This is a genomic window from Burkholderia sp. Tr-862, assembly GCF_011753085.1.
Taxonomy (GTDB): Bacteria; Pseudomonadota; Gammaproteobacteria; order Burkholderiales; family Burkholderiaceae; genus Burkholderia; species Burkholderia ambifaria.
The window spans coordinates 1-25,539 of the sequence record NZ_VWWG01000072.1; the positions used below are offsets into that span (position 1 = coordinate 1).

The window sequence follows — 25,539 nt, forward strand, 5'->3', positions numbered from 1 at the left end:
AGCTGGTTCGCTCGCGCGTTCGCACGATGGTGCCGTGGCTCGCGGCCGCGTTCGTCGCGGGCGCGTTCTGCTGCGGCGCCGTCCTGCACTTCGCGCCGCAGGATGCGCTGATGACCGCGCGGACGCAGATGTCGCCGTGGATCATGGCGGCCGTGAACTATCAGCGGCTCTATACGCGCGACACCGTTGCTTTCGATTCGTCGAATCTCGCGGCCGCCGCGCATATGGTTGAAAACATTCGCCGCGACGACGGGCTGCGGATCCGCATTCCGGACCTGCGCTCGGCCGGGCTGACCTTCAAGCGCATACAGCGGCTGAATTTCAATCACAAGCCGCTGGTGCAGATCGTCTATCTGCCCGAAAAAGGCTTGCCCGTGGCGCTGTGCGTGATGAAGGACGAACGGGCCGACACGGCGCTCGCCCGACAACAGGTCGGCAGCATGGAGGTCGTGACGTGGCGCCGTGCCAGTGTCACCTATGCGCTGATTGCCGCGCCCGGCGACACCGATCTCGGCGCGATCGGCAAGCGGATCGCCGACAACGGCATGGAAGAAGTGCTCGGTGAGCTGCAGCAGGCCGGCCCGGCGATCGCGAGCTGAGCATTCGCGACGGCGACACCGTGCGCGCATCGCGGCCGGCATGCCGGTGCGTCACGGTTCGCGGGGGCCGTCAGGCGTCGGCGTGAGCAGCCGGTTGAGGCTGGCGGCCATTTGCCGCGCCTGGGGCTGAAGTTCCGCGATGACCTGGCTGGCATCCGCGATCGCACGCCGGCTCGCGACGGAATTGCCGATCCATTCGATCGGCGCCCCCACGCCGCGTAACGTCTGCTCGCCGAAACTCATTGCGCCCTCGTCCGGATCGGCCTCGCGTCGGCGATTCTTGATATTGGTCACCATCCCCTGGGTCGACGCTGCGATGAACCCGATCAGCGCGCTCGCGAGTGCAAGCACCAATTGAAAATGGAGCGGGATATGGTCGCTGCCCTTCAGCGCCGCGGAGACGACGCGCCCGCCCGCCAGCGCGCCCGCGCTTCCTGCCACGCCGAGAGTGAAGGTCTGACCGAGGCGCTGCGACACTTGCGACGTGAACTCGAGGGGTTTCGTGAGCTTGGCGACCGCTTCTTCCCACGCGAACGCATGCGAGCCATTCAGCGCGTCGCCCAGTAGTGCGCGCGTGTCCTCGTGCAGGTTGTCCGTCACGATCAGGCGACGAAGATTGGCGACATCCCGCTCGTAGGCGGCGATAGTGGCATCGAGCTCGTGAGTGCGCGTGCCTCGCCCCTCCTCGAGTTCCTCGGGCGTGACCGGGCGCGTCCGCGGCATCTGCTGTTCGTTTCGACGTTCGTTCCGCAGCTTCGACAGTCTGGCGTCGAGGCGGTCGGCCACGCGCTGCACGATGTTCGCTTCCGCCGACACGACCATGTTCCGGCATTTCTCGATGCTGAGATCGGCCGCCGTGATGATCCCACGTCGATGGAGAATATCCGCCTTGCCGTCCTCGAAGAGATCGGCGTGCAGCATGTTGAGCTTGTGCTCGAGCTTCAGCCCGTTGACTTCGTCCTTCGCGGCAGCGAAGTGCTGGGCAATCAGCGCCGTCGCGGCGATGAACACCGACACCCCTGTCACGCCGTACCGTGAAGCCTTGTAAGGAAAGACCTTGCCGACCCAGGAGTCCGCCACGTCGGCAGCGGGCTTGCGGATGAACGGCGCGACGATGCCGCTGCCCGAGCGAACGGTGCGGGGAGCGATCTGCCAGTAGGTGGATTCCCGCTGGCGTTCGTGCGCGCCGTCGAGCGCCTGCATTTGATCCGTCAGCGTACAGAGCGTGACGAGCTGCGCGAGGTGTTCCTTGCACGTGTTCGCGAGCGCATCCTTTTCGGCATTCGACAGGCTGCACGCGTCGATTTTCGCCGGATCGATCGTCCCGTCCGCCGCGACCAGACCATGGCGGGCGAACAGTTCGGCCACGGCGGCTTCGCTCTTTCGCACGGCCTCCATGCCGGCATCGATCTTCTGCTTGATCTTCGCCTGTGTCGTACTCGAGTTGACGGTGGTCTTGTCCAGCTTGATTTCGCCGTGGTTGAGCCGCCGGCGATAGTCGATCGATCCAATGACGAGCGACTGGACCGGAGCCGTAACGAGCGGCTGAAATGCGGCCAGCAGAAGACTGGCGATCACGGAGTGCCACGGGTTGCGCACCTGAGCGAACGCCAGCGGCGTCGCGATATAGCTGACGATGTTGAAGATCGTGCTGCTGGAAGGGATCTGCAATCCGGCCCGGTATGCGGCGCTTTCCATTCCACGGACCTGCTCCGGCGTGACGGACAACGCGGTGTACCAGTCCTGGAGCGTTTCATCGGAGATATGGCGGACGAGTTCGTTGTGACTGGATGGCGGGTTCGGGTCGCTTCGGTGAAGCGGATTGAATCGAACCGTCTGCAGGACGCGCGCGAGCTTTTCCAGATCGACGTCGCGATTCTTTTGCCCGTCGAGCGCCCGCTGCAACCGCGGCAGATCGACCGGCGTCGTCGCGTGAGCGGTCGCGGGGCTGTCGAGCTCGTCGATGTCGTGGGCGTACGTACCGGGCATCGACACGCGCTCGCCCGACGCGCGGGTGTGCGCCGCATCGACAGTGCCGGACGCGTGGGGCGCGTCGGAGGCTGGCGAAGCGGGTGTGCTCGTTCGCCGGCCCGGCTTTGCGGAGGGCGCCGGCGACGACGCGCGTTGCGACAACCCCGCGAGAGGCGTGGCGACACGCGAGGTGGTGGGTGAACCTTTCGGCGAGCTTGGAGGCGAACTTTTGGCGGGCCCGGCGCCGTTATCGGCGTGCGTGTCCGTGGGCGAGGCGAGACGATCGGGCGCGATCGACGAATGGGCGGGCGATATGGTGGTCATGGTCGGGTGTGGCTCACTTCGATATGCGTGGCGAATGTGCAAACGATTCGAATCGATCGTATTGATCGAATGTGACGGCCGGGAAAAACACGGCAGAAGTTGTGTTCGACGATCCGAACCTTGATGGCTGCGATTGCACGGGATATCGACCAGACCGCGGCCGATCACGACGTCGACGTGCTTCGCCGGATGCCCGCTGTTTTCGCAATCCAGCGTATCCGATTCATCGCGATGCGCAACGATTCGGCTTGCGTCCCGCAGGACCTGCCGCCGGCAAGCGGTCGGGGCGTCGACCGATCGCCGTCTCGCCCCGCGATCCATTAGCCGCGCGAGCTGCCGTCGTGCGCCGGCTCGATGGAGCGGCTTCCATTTCCTCGCCTCGACCATTCGCCACGATGAACCCGATCCTTCCGACCCTCCCTCACGTTGACGCCGCGGATGCAGCAGACCACGCGGCACCTGCCGGATCGAAGAGCGTGCGGCCGCGAACCCGTTCGCTTGCGACCGGTTCGGCCGCGTTCGGCGATCTTGCGCCGGCCAGGCGCACGCAAAGCGAGCCGCCGCCCACGGTTCGACGGACGATCGAACCCGACCGCCAAGCTCGTCCGGCCGCGGATGTCATGCCGCGCGATGGTCGCGACGACGGTGCGTCGCTTACGGACGCCGACGCGCCCGTTCGACACGGCGCGATGGCCGATATCTGGCGGAAGCTGGATTTTGCTTCGCTGTTGAAGCTGCCCGGCACGCACGACGACCACGGCTTTCTCGACCGCGTACGCAATGAGGAAACGGGCGACGGAAGCATCCCGAAACTGCTGGGCAAGCTTGGCGCCATCGAGCAGATGATCGAAGGCGCCGGATTCCCCGCCGAATTGACGCGCATGCTGAAGGCGCAAGTGAGGCTGACGAGACGGTCGCTGCAGGAAATCGAAACCGACAAGCACCCGGCCAAACGCGCGGCGATGGCGCTGCTGCCGAATCTGATCCTGGGCGCCGCGGCGTTGGCGGTCCCGTTGAAGTCGAATCCGCGCCAGCAATTGTTTGCGTCGGAGCTCGTCGCGCTCACGTCCAAGGCGGTGCTCGAAGGGATCGGCATGGCGCTCACGCCGACGACCGGCGCCGGTCTCGTGAAAGAGCGCGTGATGGCGCGCAACTACGCGAACACGCTTCAGGCGCTGGAGTTCGTGCTGCCGACCTTCGTCAAGCCGTCGGCCCATCTGAACCGGAAGACCTGGGTCGACCTGCTCGCGACGGTGGTGAGCACCACGGGGCTGTTCGCGGGATTCATGGGAACGGACATCAAGAATCAATTCGACAAGCGCTTCAGAAAAGGCGTCGATCCGGCGTTGGCGAAGGTGGGCGCAACGCTCCACGACGACCGACGCGGCACGCTTGCCACCGTGGACGGCGAGGCGAAAGCGCTCCATCGTGCGGCGCTCGGCATGCGGGACGCGTCCATCGCGGGCGACACAAGCCGGGTGAGTCCGCACCTCGGCAAGCAGATACAGCTCGTGCTGCGCGGTTGCGGCAGGCTGGCGGAGATGACGTCGCATACGTTGGGCGAAGGCCGTGCAGCCGCCGGGGGCGAGCCGCCCGATGCGTGCGCGAATCCCGACCGGAATGCCAAGATCGCGCTGGCGCTGTTCACGGCCGCTGTCACGGCCAGCACCGCGCTGCTCACGTTCCCCGACACCATCGGCGTTGTCGATCTCGCGTCGGATGCGGTGTTCACGTCGATCCTGATGACGGTGCTGGCGAACAATCCCGACGTGAGCCGCCACGATGCGCTCGAGGAATTCAAGACGTTCGCCGGATTGAGCGTGGTGCTGCTCGCCGTGCTGGCCGGGAACAAACTGGGACACGACTTCATCGATCGCGGCGATCGCGGTCTGGCCGTGGGTGCGTCGGTACTCGCGTTGCTGAACGCGACCGTGCCGGGAATCGTCGGCGAGAAGGCGGCGAAAGCCGTGGAGCGCGCGCTCGCCGGCGCATCATCGATGCGTGTCGCGGACCTCACCGAACCGCTGCGCGCGCTCGGCGACCTGCTGCATCGGTCCGTGTTCGTCAACGTCCGCCGCACGCCGGCGGCGAGCGTCGCGGGCGCCAACCCCGACGAAGCGGGCGCCGACACACGCGAGCGTCACCGCGGGCACGACTAGCATCGCGGCCCACGACAGTTGGCGGGCAGCGCGCCGGAATGTAACAGATTGTCAAACAATAAAAATTCGGCGCGCGCGAAAGGCGAGAATCGCGTCACCGATTCATGGACGACTGAAGTTGCTCGTGCAGCTCCATGCGCTGATAGGCGGCGCGTAGCGCGTCGCGCACCGAGATCGCGTCTTTCGCGACGAGTTGAGCGAGATGATCGTTGAGCGAGCGCGACATGTTGTCTTCCTTGCGTCGGAGGAAGTCGGCGAGAAACACCATCTTCGCCGGATCGACGAGCAACGCGCTGATCTGCTGGTTGTGATTGAACAGCAGCTCGCTCGCCAGCACGAACTGGCTGCCGTCTTCGCTCGGTATCAGGCATTGGCAGATCACGCCGATCAGCGAGCCGGCGAGCGATGCGGCGTAGCGCTCGCGTTGCTCCGGCGGGAAGAAGGACAGCAGGCGCGTCAGCGTATTGAGCGCGCTGCTGGTATGCATGGTGGCGAAGACGAGGTGGCCCGATTCACCGGCTTGCAGAACGGCTTCGGCCGTTTCGCTGTCGCGAATCTCGCCGACCATGATCACGTCGGGCCGTTGCCGCATCACTTCGCGCATGCCGGACGAGAAGCTCGGCGTGTCGGTCGGAACTTCGCGCTGCGAAATGATTGCCTGATTGCTTTCGAGTCCATATTCGATCGGCTGTTCGATCGTGACGATATGGCAGTTGCGCGTGCGGTTCAGATGGTCGAGCAGCGACGCGATGGTCGTGGTCTTGCCGGAGCCGGTGGGGCCCGTGATCAACACGATTCCCCGGGTGCTGTCGAGCATGGTGCGGATATAGGCCGGCAGGCCGAGCTTGTCGAGCGGCAGCGGTTCGAGCGGCAGGCGGCGGATCGAAATGACGGTCTTGCGTCCGGACGACGTGCGAAACACGTGGCAGCGAAGCCGGCAGCGGGTCAGTACGAACGGCCGGTCGAGCGCGCACTCGGCAAGGCGTGTGTCCCATTGTTCGTCGATCGACGCGAGCAGCGGCGCCATCTCGTCGATCAGCACCGGGCCGCCGGGCGCCTCTTCCCAGCCGCGCGGCGTCTTGATCATGATCGGACGATCCTGTTCGATGTGGAGGTCGGTGAATACCTGGTTCTCGTCCACGAGACGAAGAATTTCGCGGATCAGGTCGCGCAGCTCGTTGGGAAGCGATGTCATGGCAAGAGTCGGATCGGCAGGGTAACGAGGGTGTCATCGTGTCAGCCCGCCGGCCGGATGTCCAGTGTCATGCCGATGCGGGCGCACGGCAGGCAAGCGGCGACGCATGCGAATGCGCATCGCCATCGTGATGAGGTCAGGAACGCAATGCGCATGGTCGTGGCTCGTATGGTGTTGCTGTCGGCGCTCGGCGCCGCGTGGTCGCACGGCGCATGCGCGTCGCAGGTCGCGCTGCCTGATGCAGGCGACGCGCAAGGGACGCTCGCGCCCATGTCGGCCGTGACGGTGCCGGACGCACAAGCCGACGCATCGCCGGCGCTCGGGAATGAGCCGGATGCACCGCGCGCCGGGCAGCCGGAGCGGGACGCGCGGCGGACGTGGCGGATCGAGCTGTCGGACCGCACGATGCGCACCGCGCTCGCGCGATGGGCGCAGGCAGCCGGCTGGCAACTCGTGTGGGAAGCGCCCGCGGATTTCGGCATCGACGCGGAGGCGAGCGTGACCGGCACGTTCGACGATGCGTTGCGCTCGGTCGTCGGCGCGCTCGCGCACTCGAATGCGCCGATCCAGGCCATTCTCTATCGCGGCAACAAGGTTCTTCGGATCGTTTCAAAAGGAGCGGGTTGATGCGGGGTTCGGTGCTGGCATACGCGTTCGCTGCGGTCCTTCTGGCAGGCTGCACGGGGCTATCGCAACATCTCGCGAATGCGATCGATCGCGACCATGCGCGCACGCAGCACGTGCTCGCCGATACGCGCGATGGTCATGCGCGGGTCGCGGAGTCATCCGACGGCGTGATCGTCAGCGACGGGATCTGGCTGTCCGGCACGCCGATGCAACTGGCGCGCGAAGGCGCGTTGCCGGCCGTGTTCTCGCAACCGGCGACCTTCGATCGTGAGGTCGGCTCGTTGCGCGAATTCGCGGAGCACGTGTCGCGTCTTTCGCATATCGCGACGCGGGTCGCGCCCGACGCGGCGGCCGGCATGCAGCCCGCTCCCGCAGCCGCACCGTCGGTGCCGGTGCCGGTGCTCGGGGCATCGCCGCCGCCGCTGCCAACCGTGCCCGGCCTGTCGGGAGAGACCGGCGCGCGCCCGTGGGGCGCATCGCAGCGCACGCGCATCGTGTATCGCGACGGCGATCTGCGCGGCTTGCTCGACACGGCGGCGGCGCGCTTCGGCGTCTCATGGAAATACGCGGACGGCGCGATCGAATTCTTCGTGACCGACACCAGGACGTTCCAGGTCAGCGCGATTCCAGGCGACGCCACCGTCAATGCCAACGTGGTGAGCGGTGCCAGCAGCGACGGGTCGAGTGCGCAGGCAGGCGGCTACGGACAGGCCGGAACGGCTGCGGCCGGCACGGGCGCAGGCGCGGGTGGCGGCACGGGTAACGGCACGGCGACCGTCACCTCGAACAACACGGCGAACACCGTCGTGAACTCGCAGCTGTCGGTGTTCAACAGCCTGCGCGCGTCGATCCAGGCGATGCTGTCGCACTACGGTCACGTCGTGTCGTCGCCGGCGACGGGCTCGATCACCGTCACGGACACGCCGGACGTGCTGGATCGCGTCGCCGCGTTCATGCGCGCGCAGAATGCGTCGCTGTCGAAGCAGGTGCTGATCAACGTCACGGTGCTGTCCGTCGCGCAGTCCGCGCAGGACAGCTACGGAATCAACTGGACCGCGGTGTACCAGGCGCTCGGCACGGCCTTCACGATCACCAGCGTCTTTCCCACCACGGCCACCAATCCGGTGTCGCTGGCCGCGCAGGTGATCACGCCGAACAGCCGCGCGGCCGGCACGCAGGCGATCATCTCGGCGCTGTCGAGCCAGGGCAAGGTGCGGCGCAAGACGTCCGCGTCGATCACGACGCTGAACAACCAGCCCGTGCCGTTGCAAGTGGCGACGCAGCAGGGTTATCTCGCATCGGTGTCGACGACCAACACCGCGAACGTCGGCTCGTCCACCGCGCTGGTGCCCGGCACCGTCACGACGGGCTTCAACATGACGCTGTTGCCGCACATCCTCGAAAACAGCACGGTGCTGCTCCAGTTCTACACGAACATCTCGTCGCTGATCCAGCTCAGGACGGTGCCGGCGGGCAACGGCCAGTCGATTCAGGTGCCGGAGGTCGACACGCGCAATTTCCTGCAACGCGTGTCGATGAAATCGGGCGAGACACTGATCCTGAGCGGCTATGAGGGCGTCAACGACGATCTGGCGCAACGAGGCGTCGGTGCGCCGCAGAACTATCTGCTGGGCGGCGGCTTCGACGGCTCGCGGCAGCGCGAAGCGATCGTGATCCTGATCACGCCGGTCGCGATGAACGGCTCCTGAGCGGCGTCGCGCACACGGGAACCGGCAATGGCTACGCAAATCGTTCAGATCGGCCGGCAGCGCTTCGTATGCGGGCTGTTCTGGCAGTCGCTGTCGCGCCGCAGCGAACTGCGCAAGGAAGGCCACGAGCTCGCGAGGAAGCTCGACTTCGCGTTGATGGTGCTGCGCATCGACCGCGGCGTGGCGGCCGCCGGCTTCGCCAATCCGCACGATGGCGTGCAGGCCGGCGTCGCGTCGCTCGGCGTGATCGTGTCGAGAACGATCGCGCTGCAAGGTGCGTTCTATGACGGGCGCCAGCAAAGCGCACCCAACTGGCTCGGCGCATTTCGCTTGCCGGACGACCGCTGGGCGTACTTCGCCGTGCGTGACGGATCGTTTCTTCCGAACGGCGACTGGGTCGGCAGCCGCGACGAGGTGTTCGAGCGCCTGACGTCCGATTACTCGCTCGGCGGATGGAACGTCGTGATCGGCGACGACGAAATCGATGCGATGGGGTTTCACAACGTCTACCCGCGCCGCATCGAGGACCTGCTCGGCAAACGTCGCGGCGAGCGCGTTCATGTGCCCGGCTGGGCCCGCCTGCGGCCCGTCGCGCATCGCGTGTCGCCGCGCACGCTGGGTCTCGCGGCGGCCGTGCTGGCGTGCGCCGGCGCCGCCGCATACGGCTGGCTCGCGCACCGGCAACACGTACTCGAAGCCGAGCGCGCGCGTGCGTTCGCCGCCGAGCGTGCGCGTCTCCAGCGGGCCGGCGCGCAGGCCACCGACGCGGCTGCGCACGCGCGTCCGTGGGCCGGTGTGCCGGCGCCTTCGCAATTCGCGCGCACCTGTCTCGATCACTTCACCGAACTCGCGCCGGGAGGCTGGGACCTCGAGCGATTCGTTTGCCAGGCGGGCAGCGTCACCTACCGGTGGTCGCGCAACGGCTCGACGGTTGCGCTGCTGCTGGCCGGAGAGCCGCAGGCCAGCATCGACGGCACGGGCGAACACGCGTCGCTCTTGCGCAACGTGCCGGTGCCCGCCGCGGCCGGCGACGATCCGCTGCTGACCCGCACGGATATCGATGCGCGGCTGATCGCCCGGTTTCAGCAATTCGACCTGCCGCTGTCACTCGTGCCCCTTCCCGACGAACCGCCGGGCGCGCTTTCGACATTCTCCCGGCCCGACCGGCCGGGGCGTGCGTGGCATGCGTCGCGGCTGCAGGCGAACCTCGGCGTGATGCCGCCCGTCGTGCTCGCCGGCTATCTCGACGAACCGGGCGTGCGGCTCGACAAACTGACTTATCAGGCGGGCGCTTGGTCCGCGCAAGGAACCGTCTATGCCAGGTGACTTCAGGATCGTGCTCGGCGCCGCGGCGTTCGCGGGATGTCTCGTGCATGCCGCCGGCTGCCGCGCGGCCGCGGATGCGCCGCCATCGGCGCCGCCGGTGCGCGAGGCGCCTGCAACCGACCGGCGCACCGCCGACGAACTGATCCGTCTGCAGGAGCAAACCATGTTGCTGAAAGCCGAACTCAGGAAGCTCGAAGTGCAGGCCCAGGTCGCCGAGCGTGCCGCGGCGTTGTCGCGCATCGGCAGCAACGGCCGTTTCCGGCCGGCGGACGACGGCGGCGCCGACGTGCCGCGCGTGATCGCGATCGAAGGGCTCGGACGGAATCTGTCGGCCACGCTGCAAGGCGCGGATGGCCAGCAGTTCGATGCCCGCGCCGGCGACATCCTGCCCGACGGGTTGCGGATCGTGTCCGTCAATGCCGGCGAGGTGATCGGCCGCAGGCGGGACCGGGTCGTGCATTTGCGGCCCGGCACGGCAGTGGGGGCGTCAGCCGGCCCGTTGCCGCCGGCGAGCGGTGGCGTGGGTGGCCCGGGTGGCCCGGGCGTGCCGGGCCTGCCGCCCGGCAATCCGGCACTGGCGAGGGAGTGACGCGATGCAACCCACGAACATCGGAACCGCGGTCGGCCCCGGCGACGTGCCGCCCGGGCGCCACGTCCGTGCCGCCTGCCCGTTGTCCGATGTCGGGCCGTGGGCGGCGAGCGCCGAGGAGCGCAAGCTGCTGTGCCTGCTCGACGACGGCCGCCTGCTCGTCGCCGAGGGCCACGAGATGAGTCCGTTCGTGCTGTCTTACCGTGCGCGTCTGGACCGCCTGAACTTCGCGTATCGCGCGCACGCGGTCAGTCTCGACGAGGTGCGCCGTGCGTACGAAGGCATGCGCCGCGACGGCACGGCGGAACGGCTGGACCATACCGCCATGCAGGTCGTCGCGAAGGACCTCATCGCGCAGGCCTGCCGGGAACGTGCGTCCGACATCCATATACGCGTGAAGCAGTTCAGCACCGAGATCCTGTTCCGGATCCACAACGAGCTGGTGCGGGTCAGCGAACAGCCCCGCGAGCACGGCACGCGCCTGCTTGCCACGTTGTATTCGGCGATGGCGAGCGTGTCGGACAACACGTACAAGCCGAGCGAGCGACAGGACGCCAGCATCGGCGAGCGCGACAAGCTTCCGGAACAGCTGTTCGGCGTGCGGATCGCCACCGCGCCAACCAGCACCGGCAGCATCATGGTGCTGCGCCTGCTGTACAACGATGCCGGCGAATCGGCCGACCTCGAGCGGCTCGGCTTCACCGCGCTGCAAGCCGGACAGATCCTGGCACTGAGCCGATTGCCGCACGGCCTGACGATCTTCAGCGGACCGACCGGATCCGGCAAATCGACGACGCTGCAGCGCGTGCTGGCCGGCTTGATCAGCGAGAACAACGGCAGCACGCACGTGATCACGGTGGAGGATCCGGTCGAGTATCCGATCAACGGCGCGGTCCAGACGCCGGTCGTCAACGCGCCGACCGAAGAGTCGCGCTCGCTCGCGTTCGCCGCCGCGATCGCCAACGCGATGCGGCTCGACCCGGACACGATCATGATCGGCGAGGTACGCGATCGCGCGTCGGCCCAAGGCGTGCTGCGCGCGTCGATGACCGGCCACCAGGTATGGACCACGGTGCATGCGAGCGGGGTGCTCGCGATCGTCGATCGCCTCGTCGATCTCGGCCTGCCGCTGCGCATGGTGACCGACGAAACGCTGGTCACGGGGCTGGTGAGCCAGCGTCTCGTGAAGGTCACGTGTCCGCATTGCCGCGTGCGGTTTCGCGACAGCGCGGCCGCGCGCGATGCGGCACTGGCCGCGCGCGTGCTGCGGGCGGTCGGGAGTGCGTATGACCAGGTGTGCGTGCAGGGCGGCGGCTGCGTGCAGTGCGCCGGGCGCGGCACCGTCGGCCGTACCGTGGTGGCCGAAGTGGTGTGCACGGACGCGCGCTTCTTCGCGCTCCTGCGCGAAGGCGACAAGTCCGGCGCAACCGATTACTGGCTCAGGGAGTTGGGCGGTCAAACGCTCGTCGACCACGCACTGACCAAGGTCGCGGCCGGGCTGGTCGATCCGCGGGTGGCCGAGCGCGTGGTCGGTCCGCTCGTGCCGCGCGTCGAACCGGCACGGTTGCACGCGGCGGCCGGCGGAGGGACCCATGCGCGTTGACTTGAATCGCCGTTGGGCGCGCTTGCAGGCAGGCCCCGACGCGCGCCTCAGGGTGTACCGGAAGATCGAGAAGATGCTGTCGAACGGGTTGCCGCTGTTGAAGGTGCTGGAGGAGCTCGAACTGCGCGCGGCGCATGAAGGGCGCAAGCCGAACGAGCCGGCCGCGATCATGCTCGGCGAATGGCGCAAGGCGGTGCAGAACGGCGGCACGCTCGCGGAAGGGATGGAAGGCTGGGTGCCGCAGGCGGAGCAACTCGTCGTGATGGCCGGCGAGCAGTCCGGCCGCGTGGAAGTGGCGCTGCGTTCGCTGGTCGCGATCGTGGTGTCGCAGCGCCGCATCCGCGCGGCGATCGTGGGCGGCATCGCGTATCCCGTCGCGCTGTTCGGCATCACGCTCGTCTATCTGTATCTGTTCGGCGCGCACGTGATTCCGCAATTCGCCGCGATCGTGCCGCCGCAGCGCTGGCATGGCCCGGCCCACCTGCTGTACCTGTTGTCGAGCTTCACCACGCAGTGGCTCGGCTACGGCGTCGCCGGGCTGCTGGCCGGCATCGCGCTGCTGATCCATTCGATGCCGCGCTGGTCGGGCCGCCTGCGCACCGCGCTCGATCGCTATCCGCCTTATTCCGTCTATCGGTTGATGGTCGGCATCAGTTTTCTCACGGCGTTCGCGTCGTTGCAGGCGGCCGGCCTCACGGTCGAGAAATCGTTGATGCGGCTCTCGTCGCTCGCGAAGCCGTGGCTGCGCGACCGGATCGACGACACGTTGTTCGGCGTCAAGTCAGGCCTGAACGTCGGCGAGGCGATGAAGCATACCGGCTATCGCTTTCCATCCGCGGAGATCGTCGACGACCTGTGCGTCTATGCGGAGTACAAGGGCTTCGCCGAAGCGCTGAAGACGATGGCGGACGAATGGATGGAAGCCGGCGTGGAGCGGATCGCCGCGCAGATGCGCGTGCTGAACGGCGCGGCCATCGTCTTGCTGGCGCTGCTGCTGAGCGTACTGATCACCGGCTTTTTCGGCATTCAGCAGGAGATTGCTGCGATGACGAGATCGCTGCATTGAGGTTTGTTTCAACACGAGGCGAGGACGATATGAACCCATTCACGAACTCGAACACGACGGCCGCACCGAATGCGCGGGCCGGACGCTCCCGCGCATCGCAGCGCGGCGCGTCGCTGCTGGAGGCGATTTCGTATCTCGGGGTCGCGGCGATCGTGGTGATCGGTGCGATCGCGCTGCTGAACGGCGCATTCAACAGCGCGAGCACCAATGCGGTGAATGAGCAGGTGAGCGCGATCCAGAGCGGCGTCAAGAAGCTGTACATGGGGCAACCGGGCGGATACGGAAACCTCGGCAACTCGGTGCTGGCGAGCGCGGGCGTCTTTCCGTCGACGCTCACGCCCTCCGGCGACCAGAACACCGTGACGAACACCTGGAACGGCGCCGTGGCCGTCGCCGGCGCCGGCAGCACCTTCACGATCACCTACGACAACGTGCCGCGCAGCGTGTGCGTGAATGCGGTCACGGCAGGCGGCAACTGGGTATCGATCGCCATCAACGGCAAGACCGAAACCGCGATGCCCGTGTCGCCGGATCTCGCGGCCACGGATTGCAGCTCGGATACCGCGAACACGATCGTATGGACGTCGACCTGACCGATGGCCTGCCCATGCTCACGCGGCGCCGCTCGTGGCCCGCGGTCCCGGATGGACCGCCGGGGCGCGGCTCGCCGTGGCTTCGCGCCGCTGAAGCTTGCGCGCGCAACCGGAGGGGCGCGAACGTGATCGCGATCTGGGTCGCCCTCGTCTTCGGCGTGCTGGGCGGCATGTACGCGCTGATCGACGCCGATTACCAACCGGCGACGATGTCGGCATCCGGCTTCGCGCTGGCGCACAGCATGAGCACGTACCGCGACGCGGTGGTGCGCTACGCGCTCGATCATCCGGAATTCGAAGGCAGCGTGACCGACGCGGCGCTGCGACCGCTGCTGGCGCCGCAAACCATCGATCCGTTGTGGCACAACTACGTGGCGCCGAACGCGGACGCGCCGGGCAGCCTCGTCGTGATCTATGCAACGTCGGCGGCCGCGACCCCGGCGGTGACCGCGATCGAGCGATTGTCGCGCGGTTCCGCGCTGGCCGGCGTCGCGCTCGACGGCAGGGTGGTGTCGCGCGGCAACCCGGCCGTGCCGTTGCCTGCGGCGCTGTCCCGGGCCGTGCCCGACGGCATGCCGGTGTGGATGGCGCAGGCGTGGTGACCTTGACCCGACACGACATGAAGCGCGCGGCGAATCGACAACGCGGGTTCACGATCATCGAATTGCTGGCGACGCTCGCGATCGTGTCGGCGGTGACCGCCGGCATCGTCGCGATGATCGGAACGTCGCTGGAGGATGCGCGCGGCCAGCAGACGGCCCACTACCAGTCGCAGCTGGCGCAGGCCGCCGCGCAGCTCATCGAGCAGAATGCGGTTGCGCTGGCGGCTGCCGCGACGCCCGACAAGCCCGTGGTGATCAAGCTGCGCGGCGCACCGTATCAGCTGGCCACCTTTCTGCCCGACGGCGTGGGGGAGCAGAACGCATACGGACAGACGCCGTGCCTGCTGGTCTATGCATCGGCCGGCGGACAGCTGCAAGGCCTGCTCGTCACCGAGGGCGGCACGCCGGTGCCCGATGCGCAACTGGGCTACATTGCCGCGAACGCGGGGCCGGGCGGCGGCTCCATTCCGGCTGCCAACAACGGCACGGGCGCGGCGATCGGCGCGTATGGGTCCTGGCGCATCGCCGTGCCGAATCCCGCCAACGCGGCGTGTTCGTCGACCAAGACCGGCACCGGCCACCTGGCCAGCGAAATCTTTCCCGATACCGGAAACGGGCAGACTGCGGACTTTCTCTATCGCGTCGGCGTGCCCGGCAATCCGGCAGCGAATGCGATGCAGGTGCCGATCGTGCTCGCGCAACAGATCGACTACGCGCCGTGCACGGCGGCGGCCGGGGCGATCGCCGCCGACGCGGGCAGCAACGTGGTGACCTGCCGTAACGGTCAATGGGTGCCCGTCGGTTCACGGCACTGGCGCGATCCCGTGGCGTCCGCGAGCGACCTCGGCGACACGTCGAAGGTGCCCGATCCGCGCATCGGCGACGTCGCGATGACGACCAACACCGGGCGCGCCTACACGTTCAACGGCACGGCCTGGCAGGCGCTGGCGGTCGACGAGCAAGGCAATCTCGCTCTCGGCAACCAGCAGGCGCAGGGCAATGCGTGCACGCCGGACACGGCGAACACGACGCCCGTCACCACCGACGCCCAGGGCCGCGTGCTGTCCTGTCAGAACGGCATCTGGCAGACGCAGTCCGAAATCCTGCCGGGCACGACCACGACGGAATGCCAGATCATGATGGCGTCGCCCGGCGCGACCGACTATGCGAACTGCGCCGGGCCGCCGTCGGCCAACTATTACGCGCCGCCGTTCTCGTTCAATGGCACGAACGGCACGTTCACCTATTCGCGGATCATTCCCGTTCGATTGACGAAGCCCGGCATCGTTTCGGTTTCCTCATGGGCGCATCTGAACGACGGCCTGTGCGGCACCGCGCGGGGCGCACGCGCGCAGGTGTCGCAGGACGTCGACGTGCTCGATGCGTCGAATCGCTCCGTCGCGCATACCGAAGCGCAGGGGCCGACGCTGGTGGACGATTCGGGCGGCATCAGCACGACCCTGAATCACGCGCTGCCGGCCGGCGATTACCAGATTGCGATCCTGACCAACTGGGCAACCTACAACGCGCTGACGACGCCATGGACGAGCTCCTACTGCGGCGAACAGAACCAGACGATTCCGAACACGCCGGTCGTGGGTGGATGGAACGTGAACACGTATTACTGAGCGTGCGAAGCGTGTCGACGCGATGGCGTCGACGCGACGCCGTCCGCGTACCGCGAATTTCCCTCCATGGATCGGAACCTGAGCGGCGGCGATGGCGATCGCGCGTTGACGCTGTGACGGCTGCCGCCAATCATGTGGTCAGAGTGATGCCACCCCTTACGACGCCGACCATGAAACGATTTCTCCATGTGATGCTGTTCGCCCTGTCGACACTGGCTTGCCTTGCGGCGTCGGCCGCGCCGGTGCGCTGGCAGACCGCGCAGATCGACTACTCCGCCGACGCCAAGGACATCAAGGAAGTCCTGCGCGACTTCTCCGCGAGCCAGAACATTCCCGCCGATATCTCGAAGGACATCACGGGCAGCGTGACCGGCAAGTTCCACATGTCGCCGCAGCGCTTCCTGGACACGCTGGCGTCGTCGTTCGGCTTCGTCTGGTATTTCGACGGGCAGGTGCTCGACATCGTGTTGCCGGAGGAGATGAAGAGCACGCTCGTCAAGCTCGATCACGCGGGCACGGCCGAGCTGCGCGACACGCTCGCGGCGATGCAGGTCGCGGATGCGCGCTTCAAGATCACCTACGACGACGCGCACGGCGCGGCGATCGTCAACGGTCCGCCGAACTACGTGAAGCTCGTGTCCGACGTCGCGGCACGGCTGGATTCGCGTACCTCGCATCGCGCCGGCACCGTCGTGCGCGTGTTCCGTCTCAAGCATGCGTGGTCGATGGACCGCTCGTTCAACGCGGATGGCGCGTCCTACACGTTGCCGGGCGTATCGACGGTCCTGAACAACATCTATCACCCGAACCAGGGGGCGGTCACGTCTCCGGCCGACCCGACCCGCAACGCCACCAACGTGTCGAACGTGCAGCGCCCGAACGCGCTGAACGACGTATCGGGCGGCGGCGCGGGCCAGGCGTTGATGCCGCCGCTGCCGGCCGGCGGGCAGGCGGGCGCCTATAACGGTGGGGCCGGCGGCAACGCGGCGGGCTTGTTGGCGGGCCTGACCGGCCGGCCGTCCGCGCCGCTTGCCGGTGCTGCCGGCAAGGGCGGGTTGCCCGCGGTCGGCGGAATCGGACAGAAGGACGAGGATCTGCCGGTGATCCAGGCGGATCAGCGCACCAACTCCGTGTTGATCCGCGATACGCCCGATCGCATGTATCAGTATCCGGACCTGATCTCGCTGCTCGACGTGAAGCCGCGGCTGGTCGAGATCGAGGCGCACATCTTCGAGGTCGACGAAGGCGCGCTCGCGCAACTCGGCGTGAACTGGACCGCGCACAACAGCCATGTCGATCTGCAGACCGGCAGCGGGCTCGGCACGCAGAACACCTACAACGGCACGCTCGCGCCGAACTTCGGCAATACGACGCTGGCCGGCGGCGTGACGGCGGCGGCCGCGCCGGCGGGCGCGGTCCTGACCACCGTGATCGGCAACGCGGGCCGCTATCTGCTGGCCAACGTGTCGGCGCTCGAAGCCGACAAGAAAGCCAGGATCGAGGCGAGCCCGAAAGTCGCGACGCTCGACAACATCGAGGCCGACATGAACAACGAGACGCAGTTCTTCGTGCGCGTGTCCGGCTACACGTCGGCGAGCCTGTTCAGCGTGTCGACCGGCGTGTCGCTGCGCGTGCTGCCGATGGTGGTCGAGGAGAACGGCCGCCGGCAGATCAAGCTCGATGTCGCGATCCAGGACGGCCAGCTGAGCGGTCAGTCGGTCGACAACATTCCGGTGATCACCAGCAGCAACATCAACACGTCCGCATTCGTCAACGAAGGCGAGGCGCTGCTCGTGGCCGGCTACAAGACCGACAGTCGCACGCGCGGCCGCACCGGCGTGCCGCTGCTGTCGAAGATCCCGCTCATCGGCGGCCTGTTCCGCTATACCGATCGCGACGACAGTCACATGGAACGACTGTTCCTGCTGACGCCGCGGATCATCGACCTGTGACGCGGCCGCGGCGCATGAACCCGACGAGCACGACATGACGGCACCTTCGCATCCGCGCGCGGCGGCGGCCGGCACGGACGAGCGCGGCATCGCCGGCGACGAGCTCGCGGCGCTGCTGGACAGCCAGCCGTGGGGAACGATCGCCGTCGATCGCGAGCGCCGCGTGCTGTTCGCGAGCACCGGCGCGGCGCGCCTGCTGCAACGGGAGATCGTGGTCGGCTTGTCGCTCGATGCGCTGCTGCGCGCATGCGGGATCGCCGACGCCGCCGAGCCGGCGCAGACGGAGGACGCGAACCCGTCGGAAGGCGCGGGCGGCCAGGGTGTCGAATTCCAGGTCGGCGACACCTGGATCTGGCTGGCGCGCAATCAGGCCAGCGGCGGCGGACGGATTGCGACGACCTTCGTCCTCGTCGACGTCACCGGGATGCGCCGCACGCTCGACCAGCGCATGGAGTCGCTGCGCTTCATGTCGCACGATCTGCGTTCGCCGCAGAACTCGATCCTCGCGATGACCCAGCTGCACGAGACCGATCCGGCCGCGTTCGACGCATGCGGCGGGATGGCGCGGATCGGCGAGCTGGCCCGCTATGCGTTGTCGCTTGGCGATCAATTCATCTTCACGTCGGTGGAAAGCGGATTGCAGCGTCGTGACCTCGCGCGCTTCGATTTGTGCGAAACCGTTCGCAGCGTGATTGCGCAGCAGGATGTCGCGGCCGTCTATCGCGGCGTGCCGTTGCAACTGTGGATGGTGGAAGACGCGCGTATCTGGATGACGGGCGTGCGCACCTTCGTCGCGCGCGCGCTGCAAAACCTCGTGGACAACGCGATCCGGGCTTCCACGCCGGGCAACGCCGTGACCGTGTCGGTGAATGCGGAGGACGGTTTTGCCGTCGTCACGGTCAGCGACGCGGCGGGCGGCTTGCCGGGAATCGCCGCACAGCGCGTGATGAGCGACTTCGAAGCGCTGGCGGATCGCTCGTCGTCGGGGTCGGGGCTGGGTCTCAAGCTGACCTCCAGGATCGTGAATCTGCATGGCGGCACGCTGCTGGCCCGGGCCAACCCGCGCGCCGGCACGGATTTCGTCATGCGTCTGCCGTGCCTGTCCGCGCGACGCAATACCGGCCGGCTTCCCGGCGGGTTGTCGACCGGCAGCGGCCTGAGCGCGCTCGAGCGCGCGGACGCGCTCGCGTACGCCGCGGCGCAGGCCGGCTCGCGAGAGGACCGCCGCGCTCAGGAACCGCCCGAGCGCCTCGAGCACGGCGGTGATGACTGACATGGTCCGCTTGCGGGAATGCGTGCGTCGATGGTGCCGCGTTTGTCGACCGTCATGGACCGCGTTCCTTCTGCGTGTCGCGCGTACGGCGGCGGTCGCGGCGACGGTCGCGCTGCTCTCCGTGTCGCTGCCCGGCACGCCGGCCTACGCGGGAAGCGGGGCGACCGCCCTGTCTCGATCGGTATGCGCGCGCCAGCCGCGACCCGCATGGCATCTCGCCCGCTTTCACTACGAGACGCCGGGGGGGAGCGTCGCCGATGCGCTGAGCGCGCTGTCCGACGCGGCCGGCGTACCGATTCTTGTCGACGGCCGCGTGTCGGGCCGCCTGGACGGACGTTTCGATGCGTCGCCGCAGGACTTCGTCGAACGGCTCGCGCGCAACCATGAACTGGACATGTACTTCGACGGCACCGTGCTGTACGTCAGCCCGCTGGGCGCGCGGCGCACGCTGACGCTGCGCCTGAACTTCGCGCGGCCTGCCGTGCTGCGCGCGTTGCTCGCGAAGAGCGGCGCGGCCAGCGCGTGCTTTCCGTTCGTCAACGGGGCGGGCGGCGCGATCGTGACGGTCACCGGCCCACCCGCGTACGTCGAGCGCGTCGAGCGCGCCGCGCGGCAGGTCGACGGCAGCGCGAGACGGCGCGTGACGACGGCGGTGCGTGCCGTCGCGCTGCGTGTCGGCACGGCCGCCGATCGCGTCACCGTGGTCGACGGCCGGCAAATCACGGTGGAGGGGGTGGCGGCGCGCGCGCGATCGCAACTCGCGCCGGCCGATGCCGCCGCGCCGGGCGCGGTCGAATACGAGGCGCCGCTGCCCGTGGTGAGCGCCGACGCACTCACGAACACCGTGCTCGTGCGCGATCGCCCCGAGCGGCTCGCACGTGACCTGCGTGTGCTCGCCAGGCTGGACGTGCGACCGAAGCCGATCGTCGTCGACACGCTGATGGCCGACGTCGCGGCGCTCGACCTGGCGCGTCTGCCGCTCGGGAAATCGCTCAGTGCGATCGGCATCGCGTCGAACAGTGCGGCCATGCTCGTGGCCGACGGCGACGCGCTGCGGCGCGGGATTGGCCAGCTGAGCGCCGCGCAGCGTGCGCGCATCGAACTGGATCAGGCGCTCGCGACCTACGACGGGGCGGCCGTTGCGTTCCGGGAGCGTGCCGGTACGCCGTTCGTGGCGGCAAACGCGGCGCCGACGCACGATGATTCGTTGCGCGCGGCACGAGCCGCGGCGGATCTGTCGCTCGTCGTGGTGCCGTCGTCGGGCGCGAACGCTGCACGGCGGGAAACGACGCTTGCCGTCGAATGGCGGGTGCGTGACGACGTTCAGGCCGCGCGGATGACGCTGGCCCCCACGCAAGGCATCGTCATGCTCGAGCCGACGGACGCGCAGCGCACGCGGATCGTGCTGCTGGTGCCGCGGCAGGTCGATCAGCATTAGGCCGGCCGATGACACTGACGGGTCGAACGGCAGATCGAGCAGCCGGTGCGCGCGGACTCGTCACCCGCATCGAGTCGAGGAACGCATCAAATGAACATCATCCGATACTTGCGGACGCAACCACCGTCGCACTGCGCAACAACCTGCCGTGGGACGCGCGTTGACGGCGACTGAATATCGGCATGACCCCGTCTTATTGTTTCGATGCCCATTGGAAGCCGTTATGCCCACCACCCCATACGACGTCTCATCCATCAACGCTACGCCATCGCTTTCGCCGTTCGAACCATTGCTTCCAAGTCCATCCGCAGCCCGTGCGGGGATATGGCAAGGTTCGCGACGGCCAGGTGGCGACAGTCACGGGCCGCTGTCGGGATTGAACTCGCGTGAAAGCGCTTCGAGACTCCAGGATGCGCGCGTGGCGCCCATTCTCGAGCAGATCGTCGGGCCTCAGCCCGGGATGTCCTCTCCGACCGTGCCAGCCGCGGGCAGCACGCCATCGCGCAGGGCGGCCCGGCTTTTTCACGAGAAATTTCAGGCCAGGGTGCTCAGGCAGCCGGGAAGCGTCAAGGCGAGCCGCGAAGACTTGGGTATCGCCAGGCATCAACTCGCGATGGTTGACATCGGCGGAGAAGGCCAGAAGACGGAACAAGGTTCGAAACTGATCAAGAGCGGCAACATGCACGCGATCAACGTCAATGCGCAATCGGTCGCGTCTCCCGGCACATTTATCTTGCAGACCGACCCATCGGCGGCACCGGTGGCGCAAAGAGAATACGCGATTCCGAATCTCGTCAGACCTGCGAATCATTGGCCCGGGCAGAATGACGAGGCTGACGGGTTTTTGCCATTTGAAGACGGTTTCTCCAATCTGACGATGACGGAAGGTGCGCCGGTATTCGATTACCACGTCAAGGAATTCGCGCGGGTAACCGCACCGAACGGCTGGATGATACTGGCGGTAGCCGATGACTTCGCTGACAGGATCGCTCGTCTGGCGCAAGCCCACAACGGAGGGACCGTATGGAAGTTTCCTCCCAGAGACGGGGCAATGAACCGTTACGTCATTCCGCCGCGAACGGCGCTTGATCAACGCGAAGTGGCGGCCCAGTACGAGGCAATGTGGCAGGACGCGAACGCGCACGATGTATTTGATGTGGCGCAGACTATCGCGTTGCATCAAGCGAGCGGCCTCCCGCTCGACGAAGCCAGGAAGGCGGCCGCCAGCCTGCGCGACGTCAATGGCGTCATCGATCTATCGAGAGCGGCGCAGCCTTTCCGGCAGCACGACGAGCTTTGAAGTGTCGGGCGTACTCGTGGGTCGGCGACCGAACGCGTGACCGGACGCAGGATGAACGTAACGAGCGTGAATCCGCACGCGACCGACTGCCGGCCCGGGCCGGCCTATTTCTCCACGATCGACGAGCTGACTGGAAGGCCGCAGAAAACCCGTCGAAGCAACGGCGTGATGTCGCAACGGCGCCTGTTCAATTCGATGGCCGAGGGGGCCGATCAGGGCTGTTGATAGCAAACGGTCCGTCGGTCACCGGTGTCGGCTCGGGCGTGCCCCCCGGTGCGGCATCAATGGGCTGCAGCCAACTGCGCGGCAGCGTGGAAGGGCGACGGCCTTCTTGAGGAGATGACTCGGGAGTATTACCGTGCGTCGGGTGCGGAATTGAACCGCGCCGGACTTGAGGAAACTCAAACGTGTTGTCGGGAACAGGGCCGAGTGACGGACGGCGAGACATGGACGGATTACCGCTGGCAAGTGCGAATGAGGAACGGCCAGACGTGGACGGAATGCCGCTGGCAGGTGCAAGCGAGGAACGGCGAGATGTAGACGGAATGCCGCCAGTAGGTGCGAGCGAGGGGTGGCGAGACGGGGACGGAATGCCGCCGGTAGCTGCAAGCGAGGAGCGGCGAGACATGGACGGACTGCTGGCAAGACTCGAAAGTGACGGACGTCGAGAGTCGCCGTCGGCCGAAGCCCAGTCGCTTTTAGCCGTCGTACCCCGCTCTTTGTAAAACCTGGCCAGTTTCTCTTCGGAATCGATGATCTGCCACGTACCCCGATCACACATCGCAACCGGAAGCGACGACGTTGCGACGTGTTCGTTGATTGGCTGGTCCCGCTCGTGGTTCTTCATGTAGGCCACATAGTTGTATTGCGGACCATGCTGCACGACGTGTCGCGCCTGATCGTCAAAAGGACGCTCGTTATCGATCGCCCCGATTGCGCGGTTGAGCGCCTCCAGGACTAACGTGTCTTGTCCCTGGATATGGGGGCCACGGTGGCCGACCATATTCAGCGAATCGTGGATGTCGTAGTCGCCGGTGTAGAGGGCTACCTGATATTGTGGCACCCGAAAAAGCGGCTCGAGACTCTCGCCCAGTTTGTTGTCATCCACGGGGAAGACCGTCCGCCCATTCTCTAACGACTGCAGACTCACGTCCGATGAAGCAAGCCTCGACGCGTCCACGTAAAGACCGCTCAGCCGACGCGGCTCGATCCCGTAATGGCCGACGAGTCCGGCTATGCCGTGCTCTTGCATCTCGGAGAAACGACGCTGCCCTTCCGCCGGGTCTCCATATACGTCGATTATCGACTGCTGCTTGATGGTTTTTTCCAGGATGCCATGTGGCTTCGGGAGCGCGCCGGCTTCCAACCACTTTAACGTCTCGGGCCCCGCGGGCCTGAAGCTGACGGCGATACGCATGATGCGTGCCGCCTCGGTGATCGCGCGCAGATGATCGGGAAGCACGTAAGTTTTCGTGATCTCCGTTTCCACGTCCGTCAGCTTGCGGTCCTTTTTGGCTATCACAGCCGTCTGGATCGTTTGCGCTTTCGACGCCGTCAGTGCGAAGGACGGTCGTCGCTCGATCGATGTGGTCGACCCCCGCCGATTGGGTGGAACGTCCGAGTGGACGGCGCTTCCTTCACGCGGGCGCAGGGCCGACAGCGGACCTGACTGCAGGGGGCTGACCGCCGTGTTATCGCGATTCACGGGGTCGGTCGGAGCGTTCGCCGGGTCAAACGGGTTGGAAAAAGAGATGGGTTCGATATTCGTATTCGACATGGTGTGAAACGCGAACGTGAGTGAACAGGCTTCGATAATGGGTCGTCCGCCGTGTTGAAGATGACCGGCAAACTAAGGTTTCGCGCGAAATGCGAAGCGCGCTGGATTCACGACGGCCATCGTTGGCGAATCGGCCCGCCAAGCCATGATGCGAGCGACACGCTCCCCGTCGATGCGATACAAAGCGATACACGCCAGACAAACCCCCGATACATCGTCGCTTTCTAATTCCCCGTAGGACCGGCCGACGGCCGTCCGCACGACGCGCGATCTCCGAACCCGAGAGGGGATCGCGCGGCCGACGAATGGAAGGTACATAAGGTGTGGGGGAAATCGGACATGTCAGAGAATTCGGTTCCGCGTGAAATTGCTCACGCGAACGGTGCACCGGTCAGCGACAACGTCAACATCCAGACGGCCGGCCCGCGCGGGCCCGCGCTGCTGCAGGACGTCTGGCTGCTTGAAAAGCTCGCGCATTTCGATCGCGAGGTCATCCCGGAGCGCCGCATGCACGCGAAGGGCGCCGGCGCATACGGCACCTTCACCGTGACGCACGACATCTCGCGCTACACGAAGGCGAAACTGTTCTCCGACATCGGCAAGCAGACGCCGATGTTCGTGCGCTTCTCGACGGTGGCCGGCGAGCGCGGCGCGGCCGATGCGGAACGCGACATCCGCGGCTTCGCGCTGAAGTTCTACACCGAGGAAGGGAACTGGGACCTGGTCGGCAACAATACGCCGGTGTTCTTCTTCCGCGATCCGCTGCGCTTTCCCGATCTCAATCATGCCGTCAAGCGCGACCCGCGCACGGGAATGCGCAGCGCGGAAAACAACTGGGATTTCTGGTCGCTGCTGCCCGAGGCGCTGCACCAGGTGACGATCGTCATGAGCGAGCGCGGCATTCCGCGCTCGTACCGTCACATGCACGGCTTCGGCAGTCACACCTACAGCATGATCAACGCGGCGAACGAGCGGACGTGGGTGAAGTTCCACTACCGCTCGCAGCAAGGCATCGAGAACCTGACCGACGCGCAGGCCGAAGCCCTGATCGCCACGGATCGCGAAACCCATCAGCGCGACCTGTTCGACAGCATCGAAGCCGGCAATTTCCCGCGCTGGACGCTGTATATCCAGGTGATGACCGACGCGCAGGCGAAGGCGTTCCGGTTCAACCCGTTCGATCTGACCAAGGTATGGCCGAAAGCCGAGTTTCCGCTGATCGAGGTCGGCGAATTCGAGCTCGATCGCAATCCCGACAACTTCTTCGCCGAGACGGAGCAGGCCGCGTTCTCGCCCGCGAACGTCGTGCCGGGCATCGGCTATTCGCCGGACCGGATGTTGCAGGCGCGCCTGTTTTCCTATGGCGATGCGCAGCGATATCGGCTCGGCGTCAACTTCGGTCACATTCCGGTGAATGCGCCGAAGTGCCCGTTCCACAGCTATCACCGCGACGGCGCGATGCGCACCGACGGCAATCTCGGCGGCGCGCCGTCGTACTGGCCCAACAGCAAGGGCGCGTGGTCGGACCGGCCGCAGTACAACGAACCGCCGCTCGAACTCGACGGGGCGGCCGCGCATTGGGACCATCGCGCCGATGACGACCATTATCAGCAGCCGGGCGATCTGTTCCGGCTGATGGATGCGCGGCAGCGCCAGCGCCTGTTCGACACCACCGCGCGGCAGATCGCCGGCGTGTCGACGGAGATCCGCCAGCGTCACATCGACAACTGCTCGCGGGCCGATCCGGCTTATGGCGCGGGCATTGTCGCGGCGCTCGCGCGGCTCGCCGCCGAACGGGCGTAGCACGC

Annotated in this window: 18 protein-coding genes and 1 pseudogene; 16 read left to right on the plus strand and 3 right to left on the minus strand. The window is 66.8% G+C overall.

The window, feature by feature from the left end; translation table 11 throughout:
• Positions 1-599: pseudogene (locus F3J14_RS19600) on the plus strand (anti-sigma factor); the annotation flags it as partial.
• 51 nt (positions 600-650) lie between these two features.
• Here the strand turns inward: F3J14_RS19600 and F3J14_RS19605 are convergent.
• Positions 651-2,894 (minus strand): hypothetical protein, encoded by a 2,244-nt coding sequence (locus tag F3J14_RS19605; protein WP_166724423.1) that lies wholly within the window; start codon positions 2,892-2,894, stop codon positions 651-653.
• A gap of 620 nt (positions 2,895-3,514) precedes the next feature.
• On the opposite strand from F3J14_RS19605, the gene F3J14_RS19610 reads away from it, so the two are divergent.
• Positions 3,515-5,053, plus strand: coding sequence for a hypothetical protein (locus F3J14_RS19610; protein WP_166724424.1), 1,539 nt, complete (start codon positions 3,515-3,517; stop codon positions 5,051-5,053).
• 94 nt (positions 5,054-5,147) lie between these two features.
• Here F3J14_RS19610 and F3J14_RS19615 read toward each other — a convergent pair whose 3' ends face one another.
• Positions 5,148-6,248, minus strand: a complete 1,101-nt coding sequence (locus F3J14_RS19615; RefSeq protein WP_166724425.1) for an ATPase, T2SS/T4P/T4SS family — start codon at positions 6,246-6,248, stop codon at positions 5,148-5,150.
• 153 nt (positions 6,249-6,401) lie between these two features.
• On the opposite strand from F3J14_RS19615, the gene F3J14_RS19620 reads away from it, so the two are divergent.
• The 13 genes from F3J14_RS19620 to F3J14_RS19680 all read left to right on the plus strand — a co-directional run bounded on the left by F3J14_RS19620 (position 6,402) and on the right by F3J14_RS19680 (position 21,954).
• Positions 6,402-6,875 (plus strand): toxin co-regulated pilus biosynthesis Q family protein, encoded by a 474-nt coding sequence (locus tag F3J14_RS19620; protein WP_247682246.1) that lies wholly within the window; start codon positions 6,402-6,404, stop codon positions 6,873-6,875.
• Positions 6,875-8,584: a PilN family type IVB pilus formation outer membrane protein gene (locus F3J14_RS19625; RefSeq protein ID WP_166724427.1), complete on the plus strand. Its 1,710-nt coding sequence runs from the start codon at positions 6,875-6,877 to the stop codon at positions 8,582-8,584. Before F3J14_RS19620 ends, F3J14_RS19625 begins: the two co-directional genes overlap by 1 nt.
• A gap of 27 nt (positions 8,585-8,611) precedes the next feature.
• Positions 8,612-9,910: a type 4b pilus protein PilO2 gene (gene pilO2, locus F3J14_RS19630; RefSeq protein ID WP_166724428.1), complete on the plus strand. Its 1,299-nt coding sequence runs from the start codon at positions 8,612-8,614 to the stop codon at positions 9,908-9,910.
• A gap of 10 nt (positions 9,911-9,920) precedes the next feature.
• Positions 9,921-10,499, plus strand: coding sequence for a type IV pilus biogenesis protein PilP (gene pilP / locus F3J14_RS19635; protein WP_166724429.1), 579 nt, complete (start codon positions 9,921-9,923; stop codon positions 10,497-10,499).
• Positions 10,500-10,503: 4 nt separating this feature from the next.
• Positions 10,504-12,102, plus strand: coding sequence for an ATPase, T2SS/T4P/T4SS family (locus F3J14_RS19640; protein WP_166724430.1), 1,599 nt, complete (start codon positions 10,504-10,506; stop codon positions 12,100-12,102).
• Positions 12,092-13,168: a type II secretion system F family protein gene (locus tag F3J14_RS19645; protein ID WP_166724431.1), complete on the plus strand. Its 1,077-nt coding sequence runs from the start codon at positions 12,092-12,094 to the stop codon at positions 13,166-13,168. Before F3J14_RS19640 ends, F3J14_RS19645 begins: the two co-directional genes overlap by 11 nt.
• Before the next feature lie 29 nt (positions 13,169-13,197).
• Entirely contained in the window at positions 13,198-13,761 is a 564-nt protein-coding gene (locus F3J14_RS19650) for a type 4 pilus major pilin (RefSeq protein ID WP_166724432.1), read from the plus strand.
• Between the two features lie 125 nt (positions 13,762-13,886).
• Positions 13,887-14,363 carry a type IV pilus biogenesis protein PilM gene (pilM, locus tag F3J14_RS19655; protein ID WP_166724433.1) on the plus strand — a complete coding sequence of 159 codons (477 nt, stop codon included), beginning with the start codon at positions 13,887-13,889 and terminating at the stop codon, positions 14,361-14,363.
• A 2-nt stretch (positions 14,364-14,365) separates the two neighbouring features.
• On the plus strand, positions 14,366-15,991 hold the full coding sequence (locus tag F3J14_RS19660) for a prepilin-type N-terminal cleavage/methylation domain-containing protein (RefSeq protein ID WP_247682247.1): 1,626 nt from the start codon (positions 14,366-14,368) through the stop codon (positions 15,989-15,991).
• A gap of 170 nt (positions 15,992-16,161) precedes the next feature.
• Positions 16,162-17,943: a type III secretion system outer membrane ring subunit SctC gene (gene sctC / locus F3J14_RS19665; protein WP_166724434.1), complete on the plus strand. Its 1,782-nt coding sequence runs from the start codon at positions 16,162-16,164 to the stop codon at positions 17,941-17,943.
• A 34-nt stretch (positions 17,944-17,977) separates the two neighbouring features.
• Positions 17,978-19,216, plus strand: a complete 1,239-nt coding sequence (locus F3J14_RS19670) for a HAMP domain-containing sensor histidine kinase (RefSeq protein ID WP_166724435.1) — start codon at positions 17,978-17,980, stop codon at positions 19,214-19,216.
• Positions 19,209-20,654: a hypothetical protein gene (locus F3J14_RS19675; protein WP_166724436.1), complete on the plus strand. Its 1,446-nt coding sequence runs from the start codon at positions 19,209-19,211 to the stop codon at positions 20,652-20,654. The genes F3J14_RS19670 and F3J14_RS19675 overlap by 8 nt, the downstream gene beginning before the upstream one ends.
• 418 nt (positions 20,655-21,072) lie before the next feature.
• Positions 21,073-21,954 (plus strand): hypothetical protein, encoded by an 882-nt coding sequence (locus F3J14_RS19680; RefSeq protein ID WP_166724437.1) that lies wholly within the window; start codon positions 21,073-21,075, stop codon positions 21,952-21,954.
• Between the two features lie 187 nt (positions 21,955-22,141).
• Here F3J14_RS19680 and F3J14_RS19685 read toward each other — a convergent pair whose 3' ends face one another.
• Complete coding sequence (locus tag F3J14_RS19685) at positions 22,142-23,731, minus strand: hypothetical protein (protein WP_166724438.1); 1,590 nt, start codon at positions 23,729-23,731, stop codon at positions 22,142-22,144.
• A gap of 339 nt (positions 23,732-24,070) precedes the next feature.
• Here F3J14_RS19685 and F3J14_RS19690 point away from each other — a divergent pair, with 339 nt between their 5' ends.
• Positions 24,071-25,534, plus strand: a complete 1,464-nt coding sequence (locus F3J14_RS19690; protein ID WP_166724439.1) for a catalase — start codon at positions 24,071-24,073, stop codon at positions 25,532-25,534.
• Positions 25,535-25,539: the final 5 nt, after the last annotated feature.

Excerpts from the sequence above, each read along its gene's own strand:
- F3J14_RS19605 (WP_166724423.1), bottom strand. The coding sequence starts at position 2,894 with ATGACCACCATATCGCCCGCCCATTCGTCGATCGCGCCCGATCGTCTC.
- F3J14_RS19610 (WP_166724424.1), top strand. The coding sequence starts at position 3,515 with ATGCCGCGCGATGGTCGCGACGACGGTGCGTCGCTTACGGACGCCGAC.
- F3J14_RS19615 (WP_166724425.1), bottom strand. The coding sequence starts at position 6,248 with ATGACATCGCTTCCCAACGAGCTGCGCGACCTGATCCGCGAAATTCTT.
- F3J14_RS19620 (WP_247682246.1), top strand. The coding sequence starts at position 6,402 with ATGGTCGTGGCTCGTATGGTGTTGCTGTCGGCGCTCGGCGCCGCGTGG.
- F3J14_RS19625 (WP_166724427.1), top strand. The coding sequence starts at position 6,875 with ATGCGGGGTTCGGTGCTGGCATACGCGTTCGCTGCGGTCCTTCTGGCA.
- pilO2 (WP_166724428.1), top strand. The coding sequence starts at position 8,612 with ATGGCTACGCAAATCGTTCAGATCGGCCGGCAGCGCTTCGTATGCGGG.
- F3J14_RS19640 (WP_166724430.1), top strand. The coding sequence starts at position 10,504 with ATGCAACCCACGAACATCGGAACCGCGGTCGGCCCCGGCGACGTGCCG.
- F3J14_RS19645 (WP_166724431.1), top strand. The coding sequence starts at position 12,092 with ATGCGCGTTGACTTGAATCGCCGTTGGGCGCGCTTGCAGGCAGGCCCC.
- F3J14_RS19650 (WP_166724432.1), top strand. The coding sequence starts at position 13,198 with ATGAACCCATTCACGAACTCGAACACGACGGCCGCACCGAATGCGCGG.
- sctC (WP_166724434.1), top strand. The coding sequence starts at position 16,162 with ATGAAACGATTTCTCCATGTGATGCTGTTCGCCCTGTCGACACTGGCT.
- F3J14_RS19670 (WP_166724435.1), top strand. The coding sequence starts at position 17,978 with ATGACGGCACCTTCGCATCCGCGCGCGGCGGCGGCCGGCACGGACGAG.
- F3J14_RS19675 (WP_166724436.1), top strand. The coding sequence starts at position 19,209 with ATGACTGACATGGTCCGCTTGCGGGAATGCGTGCGTCGATGGTGCCGC.
- F3J14_RS19685 (WP_166724438.1), bottom strand. The coding sequence starts at position 23,731 with ATGTCGAATACGAATATCGAACCCATCTCTTTTTCCAACCCGTTTGAC.
- F3J14_RS19690 (WP_166724439.1), top strand. The coding sequence starts at position 24,071 with ATGTCAGAGAATTCGGTTCCGCGTGAAATTGCTCACGCGAACGGTGCA.